The sequence below is a fragment of the Paenibacillus sp. sptzw28 genome, from assembly GCF_019550795.1.
GTDB lineage: Bacteria > Bacillota > Bacilli > Paenibacillales > Paenibacillaceae > Paenibacillus_Z.
In genome coordinates this window covers 4,352,849-4,374,156 of the sequence record NZ_CP080545.1, presented here as the reverse complement: position 1 = coordinate 4,374,156, position 21,308 = coordinate 4,352,849, and the positions used below count along the sequence as shown (strand labels likewise).

General features: G+C 54.4%; 19 protein-coding genes. 17 read left to right on the top strand and 2 right to left on the bottom strand.

Annotation, left to right across the window (positions count from 1 at the left end; genetic code table 11):
- Nucleotides 1-10 precede the first annotated feature (10 nt).
- The 4 genes from KZ483_RS20140 (at nucleotide 11) to KZ483_RS20125 (ending at nucleotide 7,436) form a co-directional block, all read left to right on the top strand.
- Entirely contained in the window at nucleotides 11-1,234 is a 1,224-nt protein-coding gene (locus KZ483_RS20140; protein WP_220349352.1) for an exonuclease SbcCD subunit D, read from the top strand.
- Entirely contained in the window at nucleotides 1,231-4,728 is a 3,498-nt protein-coding gene (locus KZ483_RS20135; protein ID WP_220349351.1) for an AAA family ATPase, read from the top strand. Before KZ483_RS20140 ends, KZ483_RS20135 begins: the two co-directional genes overlap by 4 nt.
- A gap of 136 nt (nucleotides 4,729-4,864) precedes the next feature.
- The gene (locus KZ483_RS20130) at nucleotides 4,865-5,479 is read left to right on the top strand and encodes a hypothetical protein (protein WP_220349350.1); all 615 of its coding nucleotides are present in this window, start codon (nucleotides 4,865-4,867) and stop codon (nucleotides 5,477-5,479) included.
- Nucleotides 5,480-5,741: 262 nt separating this feature from the next.
- Nucleotides 5,742-7,436, top strand: coding sequence for a M3 family oligoendopeptidase (locus KZ483_RS20125; protein ID WP_220349349.1), 1,695 nt, complete (start codon nucleotides 5,742-5,744; stop codon nucleotides 7,434-7,436).
- A 106-nt stretch (nucleotides 7,437-7,542) separates the two neighbouring features.
- On the opposite strand, the gene rpiA is transcribed toward KZ483_RS20125, so the two are convergent.
- Nucleotides 7,543-8,226, bottom strand: coding sequence for a ribose-5-phosphate isomerase RpiA (gene rpiA, locus KZ483_RS20120; RefSeq protein WP_220349348.1), 684 nt, complete (start codon nucleotides 8,224-8,226; stop codon nucleotides 7,543-7,545).
- Nucleotides 8,227-8,269: 43 nt separating this feature from the next.
- Nucleotides 8,270-10,219 (bottom strand): FAD-dependent oxidoreductase, encoded by a 1,950-nt coding sequence (locus KZ483_RS20115; RefSeq protein WP_258881341.1) that lies wholly within the window; start codon nucleotides 10,217-10,219, stop codon nucleotides 8,270-8,272.
- Between the two features lie 186 nt (nucleotides 10,220-10,405).
- On the opposite strand from KZ483_RS20115, the gene KZ483_RS20110 reads away from it, so the two are divergent.
- The 13 genes from KZ483_RS20110 to KZ483_RS20050 all read left to right on the top strand — a co-directional run bounded on the left by KZ483_RS20110 (nucleotide 10,406) and on the right by KZ483_RS20050 (nucleotide 21,282).
- A complete protein-coding gene (locus KZ483_RS20110; RefSeq protein WP_309568597.1) occupies nucleotides 10,406-10,786 on the top strand; it encodes a hypothetical protein in 381 nt (126 codons plus the stop codon).
- 163 nt (nucleotides 10,787-10,949) lie between these two features.
- Nucleotides 10,950-11,291 (top strand): histidine triad nucleotide-binding protein, encoded by a 342-nt coding sequence (locus KZ483_RS20105; protein WP_220349347.1) that lies wholly within the window; start codon nucleotides 10,950-10,952, stop codon nucleotides 11,289-11,291.
- A gap of 125 nt (nucleotides 11,292-11,416) precedes the next feature.
- Nucleotides 11,417-11,590: a 30S ribosomal protein S21 gene (gene rpsU, locus KZ483_RS20100; protein WP_005547957.1), complete on the top strand. Its 174-nt coding sequence runs from the start codon at nucleotides 11,417-11,419 to the stop codon at nucleotides 11,588-11,590.
- 15 nt (nucleotides 11,591-11,605) lie between these two features.
- On the top strand, nucleotides 11,606-12,049 hold the full coding sequence (locus KZ483_RS20095; RefSeq protein WP_220349346.1) for a GatB/YqeY domain-containing protein: 444 nt from the start codon (nucleotides 11,606-11,608) through the stop codon (nucleotides 12,047-12,049).
- A 185-nt stretch (nucleotides 12,050-12,234) separates the two neighbouring features.
- Nucleotides 12,235-13,626: an NfeD family protein gene (locus KZ483_RS20090; protein WP_258881340.1), complete on the top strand. Its 1,392-nt coding sequence runs from the start codon at nucleotides 12,235-12,237 to the stop codon at nucleotides 13,624-13,626.
- 13 nt (nucleotides 13,627-13,639) lie between these two features.
- The gene (gene floA / locus KZ483_RS20085; protein WP_309568596.1) at nucleotides 13,640-14,632 is read left to right on the top strand and encodes a flotillin-like protein FloA; all 993 of its coding nucleotides are present in this window, start codon (nucleotides 13,640-13,642) and stop codon (nucleotides 14,630-14,632) included.
- Nucleotides 14,633-14,684: 52 nt separating this feature from the next.
- Nucleotides 14,685-15,176 (top strand): hypothetical protein, encoded by a 492-nt coding sequence (locus KZ483_RS20080; RefSeq protein ID WP_220349345.1) that lies wholly within the window; start codon nucleotides 14,685-14,687, stop codon nucleotides 15,174-15,176.
- 463 nt (nucleotides 15,177-15,639) lie between these two features.
- On the top strand, nucleotides 15,640-15,918 hold the full coding sequence (gene yqfC / locus KZ483_RS20075) for a sporulation protein YqfC (protein ID WP_220349344.1): 279 nt from the start codon (nucleotides 15,640-15,642) through the stop codon (nucleotides 15,916-15,918).
- Nucleotides 15,919-15,953: 35 nt separating this feature from the next.
- On the top strand, nucleotides 15,954-17,147 hold the full coding sequence (gene yqfD / locus KZ483_RS20070; protein WP_220349343.1) for a sporulation protein YqfD: 1,194 nt from the start codon (nucleotides 15,954-15,956) through the stop codon (nucleotides 17,145-17,147).
- 6 nt (nucleotides 17,148-17,153) lie between these two features.
- Nucleotides 17,154-18,125, top strand: a complete 972-nt coding sequence (locus KZ483_RS20065; protein ID WP_220349342.1) for a PhoH family protein — start codon at nucleotides 17,154-17,156, stop codon at nucleotides 18,123-18,125.
- 102 nt (nucleotides 18,126-18,227) lie between these two features.
- Nucleotides 18,228-20,429, top strand: coding sequence for an HD family phosphohydrolase (locus KZ483_RS20060; protein WP_220349341.1), 2,202 nt, complete (start codon nucleotides 18,228-18,230; stop codon nucleotides 20,427-20,429).
- Nucleotides 20,426-20,923 (top strand): rRNA maturation RNase YbeY, encoded by a 498-nt coding sequence (ybeY, locus tag KZ483_RS20055; protein WP_220349340.1) that lies wholly within the window; start codon nucleotides 20,426-20,428, stop codon nucleotides 20,921-20,923. The genes KZ483_RS20060 and ybeY overlap by 4 nt, the downstream gene beginning before the upstream one ends.
- A complete protein-coding gene (locus KZ483_RS20050; RefSeq protein WP_220349339.1) occupies nucleotides 20,923-21,282 on the top strand; it encodes a diacylglycerol kinase family protein in 360 nt (119 codons plus the stop codon). The genes ybeY and KZ483_RS20050 overlap by 1 nt, the downstream gene beginning before the upstream one ends.
- Nucleotides 21,283-21,308: the final 26 nt, after the last annotated feature.

Here is a 21,308-nt window from a genome sequence, read left to right as displayed (position 1 = left end):
GCAAGTTATCATGCGCATACTGCATACGGCCGATTGGCATTTCGGACGCTCGCTGGAGGGGCGCAGCCGTCTGGAGGAGCAAGCGGCGTTCGTAGACGAGCTGGCGGGGATCGTGAGAGAGGAATCAATCGATCTCGTTCTTCTTGCCGGCGACGTGTACGACTCTGTCAACCCGCCTGCCGCAGCGGAGCAGCTGTTCTATGAGGCGCTGTCTCGTCTGGCCGATGGAGGCAAACGAACAGTGGCGGTCATCGCGGGGAATCATGACCACCCCGAACGCGTTGCCGCATCCGCACCTCTTGCGATGCGCAGCGGCATCCGGCTCGTGGGCATGCCGACGGATCAGCCGGTTACGGTCGATGTAGTACGTACCGGCGAAAGGGCGGTCATTGCCGCGCTGCCGTATCCGTCGGAGTCGCGGCTGAGGGAGCTGTTAAGCGAGGAGACGGACGAAGCGATCCTTCGCACCGCATATTCCGAACGGGTTGGCAGGCTCATGACGAGACTGGGCGAATCGTTCGGTCCTGATTCGGTCAATTTGGCGATGAGCCATATTTATGTATTGGGCGGACTGGAGACCGATTCCGAACGGCCGATTCAGATCGGCGGGGCTTATACCGTTGATCCATCTGCGCTTCGCATCGGCGCCGATTATGTAGCGCTGGGCCACTTGCACAGGCCTCAGCGCGTCCACGGTGACGAACGGATGCGTTACAGCGGTTCTCCGCTGGCATACAGCTTCTCGGAAGCGGGCCAGTCGAAATCGGTTATTGTATTTGATGCGGAACCCGGTAAGCCTGTCCAGCCGAAGGAGCTGCTGCTCAGCTGCGGCAGGCCGCTTGTCAAGTGGACAGCCAAGGGAGGCTTGTCCGAGGTTTACGGCTGGTTGGAGGACGGCCGCGATTCCCGCTCATGGATTGATTTGGATGTATGGATGACCGAGACGATGACAATGTTGCACGTCCAGCAGCTTCGTCGTCTGCACAGCGGCATTGTTCATATTCGGCCGGTCTACCCGGAAACGGAAGCTTCTGCGGATGAAGACGGCCGCTCGCGCGACCAGCTGCCGGCGGAGGAGCTGTTCCGCAGGTTTTATACCCGTCAAACCGGCGGCGCAGAGCCGGACGCCGAGACGGTGCGGCTATTTCTGGAGCTCGTCGCGGAGGAAGATGAGACGCCGGCTTCAGAAGAGCCGCAGGCCGTTTCGGTCCTGGAAGGAGGAGAAGAAGCATGAAACCGGTCCTGCTTCGGCTAAGCGGATTACAAAGCTACCGGGAGGCGCAGGAGGTCGATTTCGAGCGGCTGTGCGAGGCCGGCGTATTCGGTATCTTCGGCGCGACCGGAAGCGGTAAATCCAGTATTCTCGATGCGGTGACGCTTGCGCTTTACGGTAAAGTGGAACGTGCCGCGAACGGCACCCAGGGTATTATGAACCAGGCGGAGAAGCAGCTATCGGTCGCCTTTACCTTCGAGCTGTCGGGGGCGGGGGAGAAGCGGCGGTACCGTGTGGAACGTCAGTTCAAACGGGGCGGCGACGTTTCGGTCAGCAGCTCGCTAAGCCGCTTTGTGGAAATATCCGATGAGGGTGACATCGTTATTGCGGATAAGCTGGCGGATGTGACGCGCTGCGTGGAAGAGCGGATCGGCCTTAATATGCAGGACTTTACCCGGGCGGTCGTGCTTCCGCAGGGCAAGTTCGCCGAGTTCCTGTCGCTGACCGGCAAGGATCGCCGGTCGATGCTCCAGCGGCTGTTCCGCCTGGAACGGTTTGGCGACGGTCTGGCGCTGAAGCTGAGCCAGCGCATGAAAGCGGCGGAGACCGCGCTGAATGAGGCCGCGGCCGAGCAGCACGGCCTTGGCGACGCCTCAGCGGCCGCAGTCGCTGAAGCGGCCGAACGCCACCGCGAAGCGGCAGCCGCAGCAGCGGCCGCGCGGGCCGCAATGGCCGAAGCGGAGCGGCTGCACGCTGAGCGGCTGCACGTTCGCGAGCGGCAGGAAACGCTGGGCGCGAAGGAAGCGCTGCAGGCGAAGCTGCTCGCAGAGGCGCCGCGCGTAGCGGCGCTGGAGCGCGAGCTGCAGCGCCTCGCGGCTGCGGAGCGGCTGCTGCCCGCGCTCGCCGCCGCTGAAGCGGCCGAAGCGGCGCTGCGCGCCGCCGCTTCGCGCCGCGAGCAAGCCGGGCTGGCGCATGCCGCCCGGCTGGAAGCGGCCTCGTCGGCCGCCGCCGCGTGGACCGCGGCGGCCGGCGAGGCCGCAGCTGCCGAGCCGCGCATAGCGCTGCGGCTCGATCAGCTGGCGCAAGCGCAGCGGCTCGAAGTCGAAGCCGCTGCGCTTGCAGCAAACGCCGCCGATGGCGAGCGCCGCTATGCGGACGCCTCCGGGCGACAGCGCAGCTTTGGCGAGCAGGCTGCCAAAGCGCAGGAAACGCTTGGCCGCGCCCTGCAGCGGCAGAACGAACTGAAGGCCGAGCTCAAAACAGCCGAGCTCTCTCCCGGGGAGCGCGAGCGGCGAACGGCGCTCGCCCGGCGTTTGCAGCACTACGAGGGGCTGCAAAGCCAGCTTGAAGCTGCCCGGCGCGAGGCCTCCTCACATGCGCTGAAGCTGACCGCAGCGAAGCAGGCACTTGAAGCTGCCCAAGCGGAACGGGATGAATCGCTAGCGGCGTTGGCCGTCCGCGGTGCGGCCATCCGTCCCGCGATATACGAACTGCGGCAGCTTCAAAGCGGGCTGCGGCGGATTAGCGATCAGCTGCCTTCTTGGATTAAGCGCGCCCGTAACCAGCAGCGCGAGCTGCAGCGGCTGCAGCTCGCAGCTCAGCTCGCTGAAGGACTGCAGGAAGGCGAAGCCTGCCCCGTGTGCGGCTCTTATGACCATCCGCTGCCGCAAGGCGGTTCCGAAATTCATACGGAAGCGGCGGAATATGAGGATGCCTCCGAGCGGTTGGAGGGAGTCCTTCAGCAAACGCAAACGATGCTTATGCGTCTAACTCCTCTGCTGTCGCGAGCGGAAGCGGCCTACGAACGGTTTAACGAAGTCGCCGGCATTGAGGAAACAGCGCAAAACGCATCCGAAGCGCCTCCCGGACCGTTGGAGTGGCAGTCCGAAGCCGCGGCGGCTTCTGAGGCTGCAGACCGGCTATCGTACATTAGCGCTCTTACGGACGACCGGGATGAGTCGTTCGAAGAGACGGAACAGAAATTTAACGCGGCGTTACTGGCCGCCGACGATACATACAATTCACTTGAACAATGGTTTACGGGAACTGAAGCCGAGCTCGGCCATCTCCGCATCCGCTTTACGGAGTCCGCACGCCTGTTCGAACTGGCGGCGAGCGCGCTTGGCTCGCATTCAGCGATGGATGAGGCCGTCAGGCATAAATCCGCTGAACTGTCCGAAGCAGTAAATAAGGAATTAACATTATGGCTGGAACAGTTTGACGGCGGAATGACACCGGACCTTGCCCGGGACACTCTGGCAGAATATGAGCGGCGCGATAATGCAGCACACGAGTTGCGAAGCCGGCTGGAGCGAAGCGTCGGTTTCATAGAGGAAACGACCAGGCTCATCAGCGAGAATGAGAAGCTTGCCGGGGCTGCGCAGCTTGAAGCGGCCGAACTTTCCGTGAAGCTGGAAAACCAGCGGCAGCAGTTGACCGATATGAGGCGGAAGCTGATCGATTGGACCGGCGGAGAGCCGGCTGCTGAACTTCTTGCGGCAGCTGAGCGCGAGCTTGGCGATATGCGCGCCCGGCTGAAGCGGTTGAGGGACGAGAATGAAGCAGCTCAGGCGGCACTCGGAGTAGCCGCCGAAGAGCGAAGCGCTTCTGCGGAAGCGGAGAGCTCCGCGAGTGTGCGCTGCTCGGAAGCGGGAGCAGCCCTGCAAACAGCGCTGGAGCAATCGCCCTTTGCATCTGCAGAAGAAGCTGCCGCACTGAAGCCTTTGCTTCGCCGGCAGGAAGCCCTTGCCGGTGAAATCGCCCGGCACCGGGAATCCGAACAGCAGCTTGCCGCGCAAATCGAGCTGCTGCGCGAACAGCTGCAGGGACGCACCGTCACGGACGAGGAATGGGAACAGTGCATAGCTGCGCTTCAGCAAACCCGGACTGCAAATGAGTCTTCTCTGCAAACCGCCGCCAAAGCGGAGCGCGATCTTGAAGAGCTGAAGACCAAACAGGAGCGGTGGCAGAAGCTGGAGGCAATACGTGCGGAGATGGAACAGCTTTGCGGCAGGATGAAGCTGCTGCAGACGGTTTTCCGCGGTAATGCGTTTGTGGAATATGTAGCGGAGGAGCAGTTGGTTCAGGTATGCCGCGCTGCGTCCGAGCGGCTCGGATTTCTGACCAAACGCCGTTACGCGCTTGAGGTGGATTCCGGCGGCGGTTTCGTTATCCGCGATGATGCAAACGGCGGAATTCGCCGGCCGGTCTCAACTCTTTCCGGCGGTGAGACATTTCTGGCCTCCCTTGCACTTGCTCTTGCGCTGTCGGGACAGATTCAGCTGCGGGGCAAATATCCGCTGCAGTTCTTTTTCCTTGACGAGGGGTTCGGCACGCTCGACCCGGAGCTGCTTGAAACCGTCATTACCGCACTCGAGAAACTGCATAACGATACGCTCGCAGTCGGCGTCATCAGTCATGTGCCGGAGCTGCGGGCACGGCTGCCCCGCAGACTGATCGTCACCGCATCGGAGCCATCGGGCCGAGGCAGCAGGGTAGAGCTCGAAACAATGTAGAACGTGAAACCCGGCTCACCAAATGTTACCATCCGGCTCGGTTTCGGCTTGCAATACAAGCCGGAACGAGGTAACGTATTATACAGTAGATTTGGGAAGCGCATTGCCCGCAGCTCGAGGTTTGGAGGAATTATTCGTGGAGGAACCAAAAACAAAGCGGCCGATCTTCACCCCGGTCGTACTCCTGTTACTTGTCTTCAGCTTAATGGGAAACGTTTATCTGTACAGCAAGCAGCTGCAGAACGACAGGGATCGGCGCATACAGCGCGGTCTTGACATAATCAAAGCGGGAAATCAGACGAAGCAGCATATTGACAGCGTAAAGGCCGGGGTAGGGAAACTGCTTGACGAGAATAGCATTGCAGACCGGATCTCGGCCAAAACAGCGCTTGAAGCCGCATTTGATCATGCAAGCGAATTGGTCCGTTTCATTGATGAAGCGCAAATATCCAACGGCAGGCCCTTTACATTCACAAAGCGCAATGCAACCACATTTCTCGGTCAGGTCGAGCAATCCACACTGCTTATCGGCAATCACGAAGGTCCTCTTACTGAAGCCGAACGCACCTATCTGCAGCAGGTGGAAGCTTGGTATACACAATTAAAAGCGACTGCCGATTCGTTCAAACAGGATACTTCGTCAGACGCGGCCGCGCTTGTCATTCAGGTTAAGAAAGAATGGATCGAGACCGGCCGGAAGCTTCTCTCCATAATGAACGAACCGGAAAATGTCATGTTTAAGCAAGAATGATTCGCCCAACTACGCTTGAATTGTCGAGCAAGCTTGAATGTCGACAAGCTTGGATTGTCGTATGAGCTTGATTTGCCAATGAGAGTGTCCTCGCCAGTTTCAAAGTTGAACCGATAGCTGCCGTGATTTTACGGACCGGCTGCCGGTTCTTTTTTCTGATGTACGACATGATCCCGGTAACCAAATAGGCAATAAAAGGAATTTAGCCGTTTCTCACGAATAATAATTATGGGGTATTCATTATAGAGAGGATGATATCGATATGAAATTCAGCGAGTATCAATATGAACGTCCTGATCTCACAATAATTGAACCGCAGTTCAAGGAGCTGCTCCAATTGTTCAATACGGCAGAAAGCTTCGAGGAACAGGAGCGCGCGATGGAAGCGATCAACAAGCTTCGCACCGACCTCGATACCCAGGGCTCTATCGCATCTATTCGTCATTCCATCGACACGAATGATGCTTTCTACAAGGCCGAGCAGGATTATATGGATGAGATGAGCCCGATTGTCCAGGAATACATCACAGACTACTATAAGGCATTAGTACATTCCAAGTTCAGAATGGAACTGGAGAACAAGCTCGGAAACCAACTGTTCAAGCTGGCGGAGCTCTCGCTCAAGACATTCAGTCCCGAAATTATCGAGGATTTGCAGCAGGAGAACAAGCTTGTTACGGAATACAACCAGCTTATCGCATCCGCCAAGATTCCGTTCGAAGGCGAGGAACGGACATTGTCCCAGTTGACTCCTTTCGAATTGTCCACAGATCGGACGGTAAGACGACGTGCCGCTGAAGCCCGATATCAATTTATGGCCGCACATGAAGAACATTTCGACCGGGTCTACGACGACCTTGTTAAGGTACGTACAAAGATTGCTGCAAAGCTTGGGTTTGATAATTACATCCAGCTTGGCTACGCGCGGATGAGTCGTACCGATTACGATGCCGAAATGGTCGCTCGCTTCAGAAATCAGGTGCTGGAGCACATAGTGCCTGCTGCTACCAAGCTGAAAGAGCGCCAGCGCAGCCGGATCGGCACCGAGCAGCTTTATTATTACGACGAAGGATTCAGCTTCAAGTCGGGAAATGCGGCTCCTAAGGGAGACGCGGAATGGATCGTTCAGAACGGTGCAAAGATGTATGCCGAGCTGTCGCCGGAAATGAACGAGTTCTTCAAGTTTATGACGGATAACGAGCTGATGGATCTGCTCAGCAGGAAAGGCAAGCAAGGCGGCGGTTACTGCAGCTATTTAAGCGGATATGGAGCGCCGTTTATTTTCGCCAACTTTAACGGCACCTCCGGCGATATTGACGTATTGACCCATGAAGCGGGCCATGCCTTCCAGGTATATGAGAGCAGACATTATGATGTGCCGGAATATCGCTGGCCAACCTATGAAGCCTGTGAAATCCATTCGATGAGCATGGAATTTTTCACTTGGCCGTGGATGGAACTGTTCTTCAAGGAGGATACGGACAAATACCGGTTTAAACATCTAGCCGACGCACTGTTGTTTTTGCCTTACGGCGTTTCTGTTGACGAGTTTCAGCATTTCGTATACGGAAATCCGGAAGCGTCGCCAAGTGAACGCAAGATGGCATGGCGCGATATTGAGCGCAAATATTTGCCTCACCGTAATTATGAAGGAAATGACTATCTTGAGCGCGGCGGCTTCTGGCAGAAGCAGGGGCATATCTTCCACACGCCGTTCTATTACATCGATTATGCGTTGGCCCAAATATGCGCGTTTCAATTCTGGAAACGAATGAACGAGGATTGGGCGTCGGCGTGGAAGGATTATCTCGATCTGTGCAAATTAGGAGGCAGCCGCTCTTTCACCGAGTTGGTGCAGGCTGCCGGTCTCATATCACCCTTCGAGGAGGGCTGTGTAACGGCTGTTATCGGAGATATCGAGAATTGGCTGGACAGCGTGGAAGATAAGTCGATGTAAAGAAAGGTATATCGGTGTAAGAACGTCGATATAAAGCATAAAACCGAAAGAACCCGGGTATTGTGAAAGCGTCACGATGCCTGGGTTCTTTGCCGTTTGGCGAATTCTAAATCTGATTGCTGCTTCTCTTCAGCAATTTAACAGTCCCGTTCTCATACCCGATTACTGCCTGATTCGCCATACCGATAAACAGTCCGTTTTCCACCACCCCGACAATCCGGTTAATCCGGTCATGCAGAGTCCCGGGGTCTTCGATTGAGGCGAAGCTGCAGTCAGCGATATAATTACCGTTGTCCGTCACAAAAGGCATGTCTCCGGCGCCGCGAAGCCGCAGGGTGCAGCCGAGCTTGCGCAATCGCCTCATCGTCATTTCAGCGCCGAACCGAGCGATTTCCACTGGAAGCGGAAAAGCACCCAGATGTTCGACCGCCTTGCTCTCGTCTGCGATAATAACGAGCTCGCGGCTTGCCGATGCGACGATTTTTTCACGAAATAACGCACCCCCGCCGCCTTTTATCAAGTTTAAATCCGGATCCAGCTCGTCGGCTCCGTCAATCGTCAAATCGAGTTCATCGATGTCCGTGAAAGCGATTATCGGGATCTCAAGCTGCCTTGCCAACTGCTCGGACTTGTCGGATGTCGCAACCGCTTGAACGCTCAGCCCGCCCTTGACCAGCTCTCCGATTTTTTGAATCGCCCAGTAGGCCGTTGAGCCCGTTCCAAGTCCGACTGTCATTCCGTCCTTAATGAGCTCCACCGCGCGTTCCGCAGCAATCTGCTTGCTCTTCATCGTTTCACCCGCTAGTCCCTGGAATTAGCAATCGCTGCCGCAATTATTTTACCGCCAGCAGTTCGGCGGCCAGCAGCTCCGCGGCCCGGCGCCCGCTGGAGAAAGCTCGCTCCGCCAGCTCGCCCTTACCCTCGCAGCCATCGCCGCAGAAATAGAACGGCATGTTTTCGATGCGCCCCGGCAGTAACTGATTGCCCGCTATGTTCTTCACGCTCTGCACCATCGCTTTTTTGGATACACGTTTAACGGCCACCGCATCCCGCCAGCCCGGGTAATGACGATCGAACAGTGCTTCCATTTGAGCAGTCCGTTCATCCAGATAGACTTTACGGTCGACCTCGCCGCCTGCCGTTTCATCACTCAAATAAGCGATTCCCTGCAGCAGTTGGCCTCCGCCCGGTACGAGTGTGTGATCCGTCGCAGAGACGTCCGATATAAAAAGCTTATTATTCATGTCGCTAATATAACTGAAGGGACGTGCGACAACGCTGTTTAAACCGACATCATAAACCATGACTTCGGTTGCCGTGTTCCGTTCATAAGGCTCCAGGAACGGCTCCCACGGCGTGCCGCGAAGCAGCTTGACGACCTGCTGGACTGGCATCGCGAAGACGACGCGGTCGAAAGTTTCTTCCCGAGCTTTGGTCTTCAGCACATATTTGCCCTGCTCGTAGCGAATCCCGTCCACGCCTTCCTGCAGCGCAAACGTCCAGCGGCCGCTTAATTCGATCTTATCACGAAGCTGGCCCGTAATGACCGCCCAGCTGCCAAGCACATAATTAACCGGACGCTGCGACAGGAACAAGTTATGGTAATAATCGCTTATGACCGGTCCCGGAACGCGCCTGGCGTCTTCAGGCGTAATGAAGAAATTGCTGCAGACCAAGTGCTCCCACAGTTCCTTCACATCATCATCGGCGCCGGACTCGGCCAAATAGTCTCCGAGCGTGCTGTAATTCTTGATCTGATGAATATTCGCTATTATTGCCGTAATTTCGCCGACGAACCTGAGCTTCTGCATGGTGGTCAATATATCGGTTTTCACCAAGTTTACGAAATCGAGCGGAGCCGGCGTTAACTGGTCGCCTTTCTCATACATAACCTTGCGTTTGTCGACCTGCTTGCTGCTGAACGACAGCTGCAGCTCGCGCTCCATAACCGACAGCGTATGCCGGTCCAAACCATAAATGGCATGAGCCCCGTAATTTAACGTAAAGCCGGCTTTCTCGTACGTAAATGCACGGCCGCCCAGCTGCGGACTCCTCTCGAAGAGGACGCCCTCAATACCGCTCTGCTCCGATAAATACGCTGCGGCTGTAAGTCCGGCCAATCCGCCCCCGATAATGGCAACCTTCATTGAATATTCCTCCTCCGAATCCGATGAAACGCAATATTTAATTCTCGAATTATCTGAGTTGGGACGGCCCGGTATCCCGGCATTGCCGGTCCCTTCGATCCCTGCCCAGGCTGCCTCCAGCTGCACCCGCAGGGAAGCGGTCAAATCTCCCGCGCCCTCTACGGCCCAGCCGATAACCGTCCCCGTATAAACGGCATAAAGAAGCTCAGCCTTCCGCTTGTCGCCGAGCAAACGGGCTGTTTCCGCTATGACAAGGGAAGAGAGCTTCGACTGCAGCCGGTTTAGATCCGCATGTTCCATCTGCAGTGCGATCAGGCTTCGTACGATTTTCGGCATGGCCTGAAGCGTCGAGCCAAGATCGAGGAACAGCCGGATAACCGGCTGCCGGACGGAGCCAACCGCGGGAGAGACCCGCTTGGCCCATTGCTGCACGGTTTCTATCTGCTTATGTGGAATCTCGGTGAGAAGCTCGTCTTTGCTTTTGAAATAATGATAGAACGTTCCTTTCGACGTGCCGGTAGCCTGGATGATATCGTCGACCGACACATGCTCGTATCCCCGTTCACGGAACAGCTTCAAGGCCGTTCCCACAACGAAATCCCGCTTTAATCGGGTTGAAGCGCGCATGTATTTCATGTCGCCGATCCCTCCGTTCTCTGATCATTATACGTCGGAATTTATAGCCGATCCATCTCAATTTAGACTGATAGTCTAATCAATTCGGCATTGATTCGCACACGCCTATTTTTTTATGTGGCCAAGCCGCCATTTGCGTGCTGGGCGAATATCATGGTAGTAGAAAAAAAGGAGGTAATGACAAGCATGGAAAAAAAAGCTGAAACTAAGCCCGTGGGAAAGATGCCGACAGCAGTTGCCCCGATCGCCGCACCGGCGGTCAAGCCGATGGAAAAGCATGAGATGAAAAAACTGTGTATCGAACATCTTCACCGCTATGTGCTGGTGCAAACGAAAGACGGCTGGTGCTGCGACGGTTTCGTCGAACATATCGATGACGAGGTGGTATGCATCGCAGTCCCGCACTGTGAAGGGCAAGAGTATCATTCACGCGCCTTTTTGCCTTACCCGCCGCTGTATCCATATCCGCCGCTGTATCCGTACCCTTATTTTCCGCGCCGCCGCTTCTACCGTCAGGTGTTCCCTCTTGCAGCACTGCTTGCGCTTTCTCTGCTGCCGTTTTATTGATCGGTCTTGTTCGATACTCCCCGAAAGCCGGCGTCTGTTTTCGCCTGGCTTTTTGCGAGTTGGACGAGCCTTATTTTTTTCGCTATTATGGAGGAAAGAGGAAGCTTCCGGGCTTTGGCCTGCTTCCGAAATTCTTTATGCGAACTCTTGGGAGGGAAATATCGTGGATTGTTTATTTTGCAAAATCATCGAAGGGTCCATCCCGTCGAAAAAGGTATTCGAGAACGATCGAGTTCTGGCGTTCCATGACATTCAACCGGCTGCGCCCGTACATATCCTGATCATTCCCAAGAAACATATACCGACGATGAACGATGTGACGGAAGAGGATGACGCGCTGATGGCCGAAATCTTCTCAGTCGCGCGTCATATCGCCAAGGAGCAGGGTATTGACGAATCCGGTTACCGCCTGGTTAATAACTGCAACGCCGAAGGCGGCCAGGTTGTCTACCATTTGCATCTCCATCTTCTTGGCGGGCATCAGATGAAATCTCTTGCCGGATAGTCCGAACCTTATTCATATCGGTAGGTTTGTTGAAGTTGACACTGACTTTCGTTATATCATATAATGAAGTTTGATAAACCGTGTTCTTTCTTGGACGGTCTGTTTCGGAGGGAGGGTGAAAACTGGTGTCTGAAACTAAAGTTCGCAAAAACGAGACAATCGATGCTGCACTCCGCCGCTTCAAGCGCTCCATCGCAAAGGATGGCGTATTGGCCGAGGTGAAGAAACGCAAGCATTACGAGAAGCCTAGCGTCAAGCGCAAGAAGAAGTCCGAGGCTGCGCGTAAGAGAAAGTTTTAGGAGGATCCTTCCACAATGAACCTTAGCGAACGATTGAACGACGATATGAAGCAAGCCATGAAAAGTCAGGATAAATTCAAGCTTTCCGTGATCCGGATGGTCCGATCGTCCATCAAGAATCAGGAAATCGACTTGAAGCGACCGCTTGACGATAATGAAGTGCTTGATATACTTAGTCGTGAAATCAAACAACGTAAAGATTCCCTCCAAGAATTTGAAAAAGCCGGCCGTGACGATCTTGCGAAAGATCTCGCCGCAGAAATTGAAATTATTAGTGTATACCTGCCTCAGCAGCTGACCGAAGAAGAGATCATGGTGATTGTTCAACAGACCATCCAGGAAACCGGTGCTTCTTCTAAAGCCGAGATGGGGAAAGTCATGAGCGCGCTCATGCCTAAAGTAAAAGGGCGTGCTGATGGTAAGCTAGTAAACACATTTGTGCAGCAATTTCTGCAATAACATAGGCTGACAGCCAAACACTCCCCTTGCAGGGAGTGTTTTTTCAATTTATGGATAAAGCTGATATTATATTAATAGCTTTGTTTTACAAATCATTACATACGAACGCTTACGCATTGAAACGCTTGCATGCTTCATAACGTAGTAAAGACTATGGTCATGTTAGTAACAAAGGAGGGGCATAAGTGCGGCGAGTAAAAAAATGGTTTGTCATGGGACTTCTGTCATGCGCAGCTTGCTTTATGCTTATCAATCTGCTGTTTACCGCCGTGCCGGCCGCATCTGCCGCGGCAGAGCAAAGTAAGCCCGGTGAAATAGGAGAGACCGTCTACATTATCCGGGCGGAGCAGACGATCGAATCGGGCCTGCAAAGGTTTCTGGAGCGGGCATATGCGGAAGCTGAGAACGCCAAGGCTGAGCGGGTGCTGCTTATTATTAACACTCTTGGCGGACGAGTGGACAGCGCGGAGGAAATCGGTCATATGATTAGGACCAGTAAAGTTCCGACTACAGCGTTCGTTCAGGGGAAAGCGGTCTCAGCCGGCACGTATATTGCGCTGAACGCACAGCAGCTCGTGATGGAGCCGGGAAGCACAATTGGCTCAGCCGCTGTTGTTGATGCGACGGGTACCCTCATAACGAATCCGAAAACAGTAAGCTACTGGACGGAAGAAATGAAGGAGGCGGCGCGGCTTGGAGGCCGTGACCCTAATATCGCGGCAGCGATGGTGAACCCCGATATAACGTTAGAGCTTAAAGAGCTTGGCCGCACGAAGCAGAAGGGCGATATACTCGCGCTGTCGGCCACCGACGCGCTCAAAGTCGGCTACGCAGATTTTACGGCAAGCTCCGTAGATGAAGTGCTCAACCATTTGGGAATTTCGCAGCCCAGCGTTGTGGAGGTGAAACCGACCGCGGTAGAGCGGATCGCGCAGTTTTTGACCCAGCCACTGGTAATGACGCTGCTGCTCATCATTGGCATCGCCGGCGTCGCGATCGAGCTTGTTGTACCAGGCTTCGGGGCTCCCGGCATCATCGGGATCGCGGCCTTCGGACTTTATTTCTTCGGGCATGTCATCGCCGGCTTTGCCGGGATGGAGGAAGTCATTCTGTTCGTCCTGGGTATCGTCCTGCTCATTATCGAGCTGTTTGTACCGAGCTTCGGCATTCTCGGCATACTAGGCTCGGCGTCGCTTATCGCCGGGGTGGTGCTGGCTGCGCCGGATCCGAAATCCGCTCTGGTTTCGCTCGCCGTCGCGCTCGTTGCAGCAGGTACCATTGTGTTCTTCGTCGCCAAACGGTTCCAGCATCGCGGAATTTGGAACCGGTTCATCCTGCGCGACTCACTGACGACGGCGGAGGGATATGTGTCGACCGCCGATAAGGCGTCGTACCTCGGTCAGAAGGGGCGTTCAATTACGCCGCTAAGACCGGCAGGTACCGCGCGAATAGGCACAGAACGGGTCGATGTCGTGACCTCGGGCGAATTTATCGGCGCAGACGTTGCGGTTGAAGTAATTAAAGTTGAAGGCACACGTGTCGTTGTGCAACAATGGAACGAAACTACACTTAAATAATGGAGGGTTATCTATGCAATTGGATCCGATGATTTCAGTCGTGATTATCGCTGTACTGGCTGTGATCGCATTGTCAGTGTTTCTAAGCTTTTTCCCGATTATGCTTTGGATTTCCGCGCTCGCTTCGGGCGTGCGTGTCGGTATCATCACTCTGGTTGCGATGCGCTTGCGCCGGGTCGTTCCAAGCCGGATCGTCAATCCGCTGATTAAAGCGACGAAGGCCGGACTCGGCCTGACGATCAATCAGCTTGAAAGTCACTTTCTGGCAGGCGGCAACGTCGACCGGGTAGTCAACGCCCTGATCGCGGCTCAAAGGGCGAATATTGAGCTTGTATTCGAACGTGCCGCGGCTATTGACCTGGCTGGCCGCGATGTGCTTCTGGCCGTACAGATGAGTGTTAACCCGCGTGTAATCGAAACGCCGATCGTTGCCGCTGTGGCGAAGGACGGTATCGAAGTAAAGGTTAAAGCGCGCGTTACCGTTCGCGCCAATATCGAACGGCTCGTCGGCGGAGCAGGCGAGGAAACCATTATCGCCCGTGTCGGCGAAGGGATTGTTACGACAGTCGGTTCGTCCACATCGCATAAAGACGTGCTCGAGAATCCGGACTTGATTTCCCGAACCGTTCTGGGCAAAGGTTTGGATGCCGGTACAGCCTTTGAAATCTTATCCATCGATATCGCGGATGTCGATGTAGGAAAAAACATCGGCGCGCACCTGCAAACCGAGCAAGCTGAAGCTGACAAACGGATCGCTCAAGCGAAAGCGGAAGAGCGCCGCGCCATGGCCGTCGCACAGGAGCAGGAGATGAAAGCCAAGGTCGTTGAAATGCGTGCGCGCGTCGTTGAATCCGAATCGCAAGTACCGCTCGCGATGGCGGAAGCGCTGAAAAGCGGCAAAATCGGCGTTATGGATTATCTCAACTTGAAAAACATCGAGGCCGATACGCAAATGCGAAGCTCGATAGGCAAGGATGGCTCGCATCCGGAAAAAGAGGACCGCTAATGTTGGCCGGAAGTAAGCGAATCGGATTTGACGGTTCGCCGGAGGTGATCAGATGAACGAGCTGATTCAATTTATTCTCAAAAACTTCTTCGTTGTCATCGTTATTGTTGGCTTCATCGTTTCGCTGCTGAACAAGGCGAGGAAGGGCAGCACGCCGAATAATCGGATGCCGGACTTCGGGGGCGGCCCGCTTATTCCGCAAGCGCAGCGTCAGAAGCCCCTGGAGCAGCGCCCTGCCAATAGACCTGCCGCACAGCCTGCTGCGGCTTCTACAGTTCGACCAGCCACCCTTTCGCAGTCTTCATACCGGGGAATGAGCTCTGAAGAAGGGGAAAGCATGGAATATCCACCCAGCTCTCAAATTCCCGCGGAGGAGCGTGCTCCAACGCTCAGAAGAAATCTGACACCGGAGCACAGCAGCGTGCCTACCGTTTCACAAGATCCGGCCCCATTTCGCCTGCCTGTAGACGAACTCCGCCGGGCTGTAGTCCTGGCGGAGGTACTTGGACCGCCGCGGTCCAAACGTCCGCTCGGCCGCCAATAGCCAGCTTCAACGGGCAGTCAAATGCGGGAGAACCTCCGCATGAGGAGCCTCTGCGGGACACTCTCCAAGGGGAGGTAACAACGGCCTTAGTTGTGGATTCCCTTCCAGTTGCATAAAGAAGCCTTCAGAACCACGATAAAAGTGGAATCTGAAGGCTTTTTTTTCTTCGCTATCTCTCTATCGCAGACACTATCTTTAAAGGTTGAAGAGCGCTCGCTGAAGGTGAGAGAGAATGGGCATGGAGGTGGAAAGTTTACGTGCCGCCTTTAAAGACGCGTTCTTACCGCAAGGTAAATTAAATTGAACACGGCTTTAACAGCGGCTGAAACCCGGTGCCCATCACTCAAACACGCCACAATGAGCGGATCTCCACCGGTTATATAGGATCTGCGAACCCACCTTCTCATATTTCCGGATTCCCCCGCATATTTTTGTACAGTACGGGAAGGGGGCTTCTGCCTGCATGCGCCGCATAAACCGCAAACTGCGTAAAATGGCCGCCGATATGCTCGATCTACCGCAGGACGTCGTGTTCGATTTGCCCCGTCTGACGATGATAGGCGATCGTCAGCTGTATATTGAGAACCATCGCGGCGTGCTTCATTTCTCCAGCGACAGGCTTCGGCTGGCCCTAAGCAAAGGCGAGCTTGAAGTGACAGGCGACGGGCTTGTCATACGGACGATCTGGACGGAGGAAGTGTTTGTGGAAGGACAAATCAAAAATATTGAAATGCGGGATTAACGATAAATCGTAGACGCTCAGAGGGGGAAAAGGCAATGAACGGTACATGGTTGCAGTGGCTGAACGGCATCGTAACAATCCATGTCAAGGGACAATCAACGGAAGTGCTCGTCAATCGGGCGCTTGCCGGCGGGCTGCAGCTGTGGTCCATTCGCCGGACAAGCGGTGGCGAGCTTGTTTGCGACGTGACGGTAAAGGATTTTTTTCGTCTTCGTCCGCTCTTGAAGGAGACAAGCTGCCGGCTTCGGGTCCAAAGCCGCCGAGGACTTCCCTTTTGGCTGGTCAAGCTGGAGAGACGGCTTTTTTTTGGAGCTGGGCTCGTCCTTTTTTTCGCGGGAATGTATTTGCTCTCGTCCCTTGTATGGACGATCGATGTGAAGGGCAACGTGAAGATTTCGGAAGAACAAATCATGCAGGTCGCCAAACAGGAAGGACTTTATCCGTTTCAGTGGTCGTTCCGCCTGCCTGATACCGATGTATTGTCAAAGCGGCTGACGCAGAAGCTGCCCGGCGCGGCATGGGTAGGCGTTGAGAAGCAGGGTACGAGAATTACGATACAAGTGGTCGAGATGACCAAACCGGAGTCGAAGCCGCTGCTGAGCCCCCGCAATCTCGTTGCCTCCACAGATGCTGTCGTAACGGATATCATGGCTGACAGCGGCAGGCCTGTCGTCAAACGGAATATGCGCGTGAAGAAGGGCGACATTCTTATTTCCGGCGTTCTTGGCGACGAAGCCCGCAGCCGCACGGTGGTGGCAAAGGGAACGGTAAAGGGTCTTGTCTGGCATGAATATACCATTGTCTCTCCTCTGGAAAGAACAATGAAAGTATACACGGGTGAGAAAGCAACGAGCTGGTACGCCGTTGTCGGCGACCGCGCTTTGAAGGTAAGCGGCTTTGGGAAGCCGCCTTATGCGAAATACGAAACGATCCGGCATTTCGAGCAAGCCTCATGGAGAACATGGAATTTGCCTTTCGGGCGGATGAAGGAAACGGTTATGGAGGTCCATATCGATAATCGCGCGGTCAGCGTGGAAGAGGCCAAAGCCGCGGGAATACTGCAGGCGCGGGCCGATTTGCTCGCTAAAGCGGGACCGTCGGCTTCGATCCGATCGGAAAACATTTTGCATGAAAAGACAGACAATGGTAAAGTTTATATGAAAGTGCTTTTCGAAGTGGAACAGTCGATTGTAAAAGAAGAAGCGTTAGTTCATATGCAAGGGGAATGAGAATTTTTGTCAAATGAGACCAAGGTTGTGAAAATCCCGCTTGAAAGCGCGGCGGAAGGGCTCGCGCTGTTCGGACCGCAGGACAAGTATTTAAGGCTTATTCAGCAGCAGACGGCTGCGGACATTATGTCCAGAGAAGCGGAAATTACGATTTCCGGACCACTCGCTGATGTCGATTCCATCGAACAGCTGTTTACGGTGCTGCAGCAGCTGGTGCGAGGCGGTTATACGCCGTCGGAGCGCGACGTTATGTATGCGCTCGATTTGGCCGAGACGCTCCAGGCAGATCAGCTGCTGGACCTGTTTAAAGCGGAGATTACGACCACCTTCCGCGGCAAACCGATTCGCGTCAAGACGATTGGTCAGCGGCATTACGTGAAGACGATCAAGAAGATGGATGTTGTGTTCGGCATCGGACCCGCTGGCACCGGGAAAACCTATCTTGCTGTCGTACTCGCCGTTGCGGCCCTGAAAGAAGGCTCCGTCAAGCGGATCATGCTTACCCGTCCCGCAGTGGAAGCGGGCGAGAATCTCGGCTTTCTTCCCGGCGATCTGCAGGAGAAGGTGGACCCTTACCTGCGCCCTCTCTATGACGCTCTGCATGATGTGCTCGGACCCGACCAAACGGCCAAGGCTTTCGAGCGGGGTGTGATCGAAGTCGCGCCGCTTGCTTATATGCGGGGCAGAACGCTTGAGGATTCCTTTATTATTCTGGATGAAGCGCAAAATACAACGCCGGAGCAGATGAAAATGTTCCTTACCCGGCTTGGGTTTGGCTCTAAAATGGTAGTAACCGGCGACGTGACGCAAATCGATTTGCCGCGCGGAAAAAAGTCGGGGCTCATAGAAGCACAGCGAATTTTGCAAAATATTCAGGAAATCGGTTTTATTCTATTTACCGAGCAGGATGTCGTCCGACACTCACTAGTGCAGAAAATCATTACAGCCTACAACGTAGACGCAGAGAACCAGCCTTAAGCCGTCTTCGGTTTAAGGTTTTGTTTTATTTTCGGATAATGTGTGTAAGTTATATTGTTTAAGGCTTTCTGTAAGGGGTTCCAGCTTAAAGGGGGATTGCTCATGGCAAATTGGAAGCACAGCACAGCCGTCCGCTCGGTTCTGCTGCTTCTGTTTGTACTGCTTTTTTATTTCAGTCTTGCCCCTCACCTGCTTCCAAAAACGTACAATATAGAGCTTAACAAGCCAAGTGAGCGCGATATCGAAGCGCCGATGCCGATCAAGGACGATAAGGCGACGATTCAGGCACAGGAGGAAGCGGCGGAGCGGGTCGAACCGGTCTATTCAATAGTCGCGATGCGCAGCGAACAGTTGCTGGAACAAATTTTTGCCCGAATGGAGCAGTTGAATCAAGACGACCAGGTCACAAGCGATAATAAAGTCACCATTTACCGCACCGAAATCCCTCAGCTTTATAACGATTATGTCAATTCGTTCGTGCGCAACAACCGGGGGAAAGACACTTACAACGACACGCTGCTTGACGAAATGGCGACCACGGTGAAAGCGCAGGAATATCGTATTCCCGAGGAAACCTACTACAAGCTTCCTCAGCTTACGCCCTCCCAGCTTGCCGATATGCAGCAGGTCGGCTTGTCGATCGTCCGCAAGCTTATGAGCGATCCGCTCCGGGAAGCGGAGACTGCCCGGACTAAAGTGGCGGAGCTGGTCAACGCAAGCTCGCTCAGTGAGCGAAAGACACGGGAAATCGTCCAGGAGCTTGCGAGATTCGCGATCATGCCTAACAAATTTCTCGATACGGAAGCTACGACTAATGCCAAAGTGGCGGCGAAAGAAAACACACCCGAGGTTGTCATCAAGCAAGGCGATATCATTCTCCGCAAGGGAGAAGTGGTGACAAAGGAAACATATGACCGGTTATCGAAGTTCAACCTGCTTCAGGACAAGAAGTCTTACTGGCCGCAGCTCGGACTGCTGCTGCTGTCGATATTGTTCCTGCTGTTCATTTACAGCTACCTGGAGAAGGTGTCCACAATGAATAGGGACGGCAGTTTACGGTACAATAATATGCACCTTGCGATGCTGTGGCTTATTTTCCTGCTGAACATTCTAGCGATGCACATCGTCGAGCTGACCCAGACGGAAGCCATGCCTTACGTCGGATATTTAGCGCCGACAGCTATGGGCGCGATGTTGATCGCCCTGCTGCTGGACGTTCAGCTGGCCGTCATCAGCTCGTTCTTGTTTGCAATCGCGGGCAGCGTCATATTCAATACGGATTCAAACCGCATCTTCGATTTCAATTACGGCTTTACGACGGCTGTCGTTTCGTTCGCCGCAATATTTGCCATTCATAAGGCGAGCCAACGCTCCACGATTTTGAAAGCGGGCATTATGGTCAGTTTGTTCGGCTCGGCTTCCGTTTTTGCTCTCCTTCTCATTGGAGTAACGCCGCAGAAGACCGAGATGATCACGACTATCGCTTTCGCCTTTGCGGGAGGCTTGCTTACTGCGGTGCTTGTCATCGGGCTGATGCCGTTCTTTGAGGTATCGTTCGGCATTTTATCGGCGCTGAAGCTTGTGGAGCTGTCGAACCCGAATCATCCGCTGCTGCGCAAGCTGCTCACGGAGACTCCAGGCACGTATCACCACAGCGTTATGGTCGGCAATTTGTCCGAAGCGGCGGCCGAGGCGATCGGCGCTAACGGTTTGCTGTGCAGGGTGGGCTCCTATTATCACGATATCGGCAAGACCAAACGGCCAAGCTATTTCATCGAAAATCAAACGAATATTGAAAATCCGCATGACCAGATCGATCCGAAGCTGAGCAAGTCGATTATTATAGCTCACGCCAGGGACGGTGTCGACATGCTTAAAAATCACAATATTCCGAAGCCGATCCGGGATATTGCCGAACAGCATCACGGCACGACTTTTCTCAAATTTTTTTACCACAAGGCATGGAAGCAGGCGGAGGCGGCGGGCGAAGAGCCTGATTTCACGGAGGACGATTTTCGTTATCCCGGCCCTAAAGCGCAGTCGAAGGAAGCGGCCATCGTAGGGATCGCCGATTGTGTCGAAGCTGCGGTTCGAAGTTTGCGGGGTCCGACGATGGAGCAGGTGGAGTCGATGATCAATAAAATCATTAAAAGCCGGCTCGACGACGGTCAGTTTAACGAATGCGACTTGACGCTGAAGGAGCTTGACCAAATCGCTCAAACATTGAAAGAGACGGTCATCGGCATTTTCCATTCCCGTATCGAATATCCGGAAGAAGTGAAACCAAAGGAGCGGCTTGCATGAGTTTACGGTTGGACTTGAACAACGGGCAGAACAAAATTGAAATTCCGGATTCGTTCATCGCGCGTCTGGAGCAGCTTCTCCAGCTGGCCGGCGCAGCGGAAGGCTTGACGGAAGGCGAAGTGACCCTTTCTTTCGTAGACGATGAAGAGATCCATCAGCTGAACCGCGATTACCGCGGCATCGACCGGCCGACGGACGTTCTGTCGTTTGCGATGCAGGAGGAGACTGACGAGGAGCTCGATATCATTTATGAGGTCGAGAGCGAAGACGAAGATATTCCTCTGGATGGTATGCTGGGTGATATTATTATTTCGGTGGAGCGGGCAAAATTACAGAGCGAGGAATACGGTCATTCGCTGGAGCGGGAGCTCGGTTTTCTGTTTGTTCACGGTTTCCTTCATTTGATCGGGTACGATCACCAGGATGACTCCGCCGAAGCCGTTATGACGGAGAAGCAGGAATCGGTGCTCCGCCGGGCTGGTCTTAACCGCTAATGCGCCGCTTTATTCGCAGCTGCGGCTTTGCGATATCGGGAATTGCCATGGCGCTGCGAACGCAGCGCCATATGCGCATTCATCTTATCGCAGCCGTTATTGTTACTGCAGCCGGATTGTGCCTAAGACTCTCCCGCATGGAATGGGCTGCGCTGGTCATTGTGATGGGGATGGTTATAGCGGCTGAACTGCTCAATACGGCTGTCGAGAGTGTTGTGGATTTGGTAAGCCCCGGGCTGCATCCCCTTGCCAAGGCGGCAAAGGATACGGCTGCCGGCGCAGTATTAGTGACGACTGCAGCCGCTATCGTCATCGGTCTGCTGGTGCTGGGTCCGCCTTTGTGGGAAGCGATTCGTTAACTAGACGTTTATTTTTCGGTGAATGG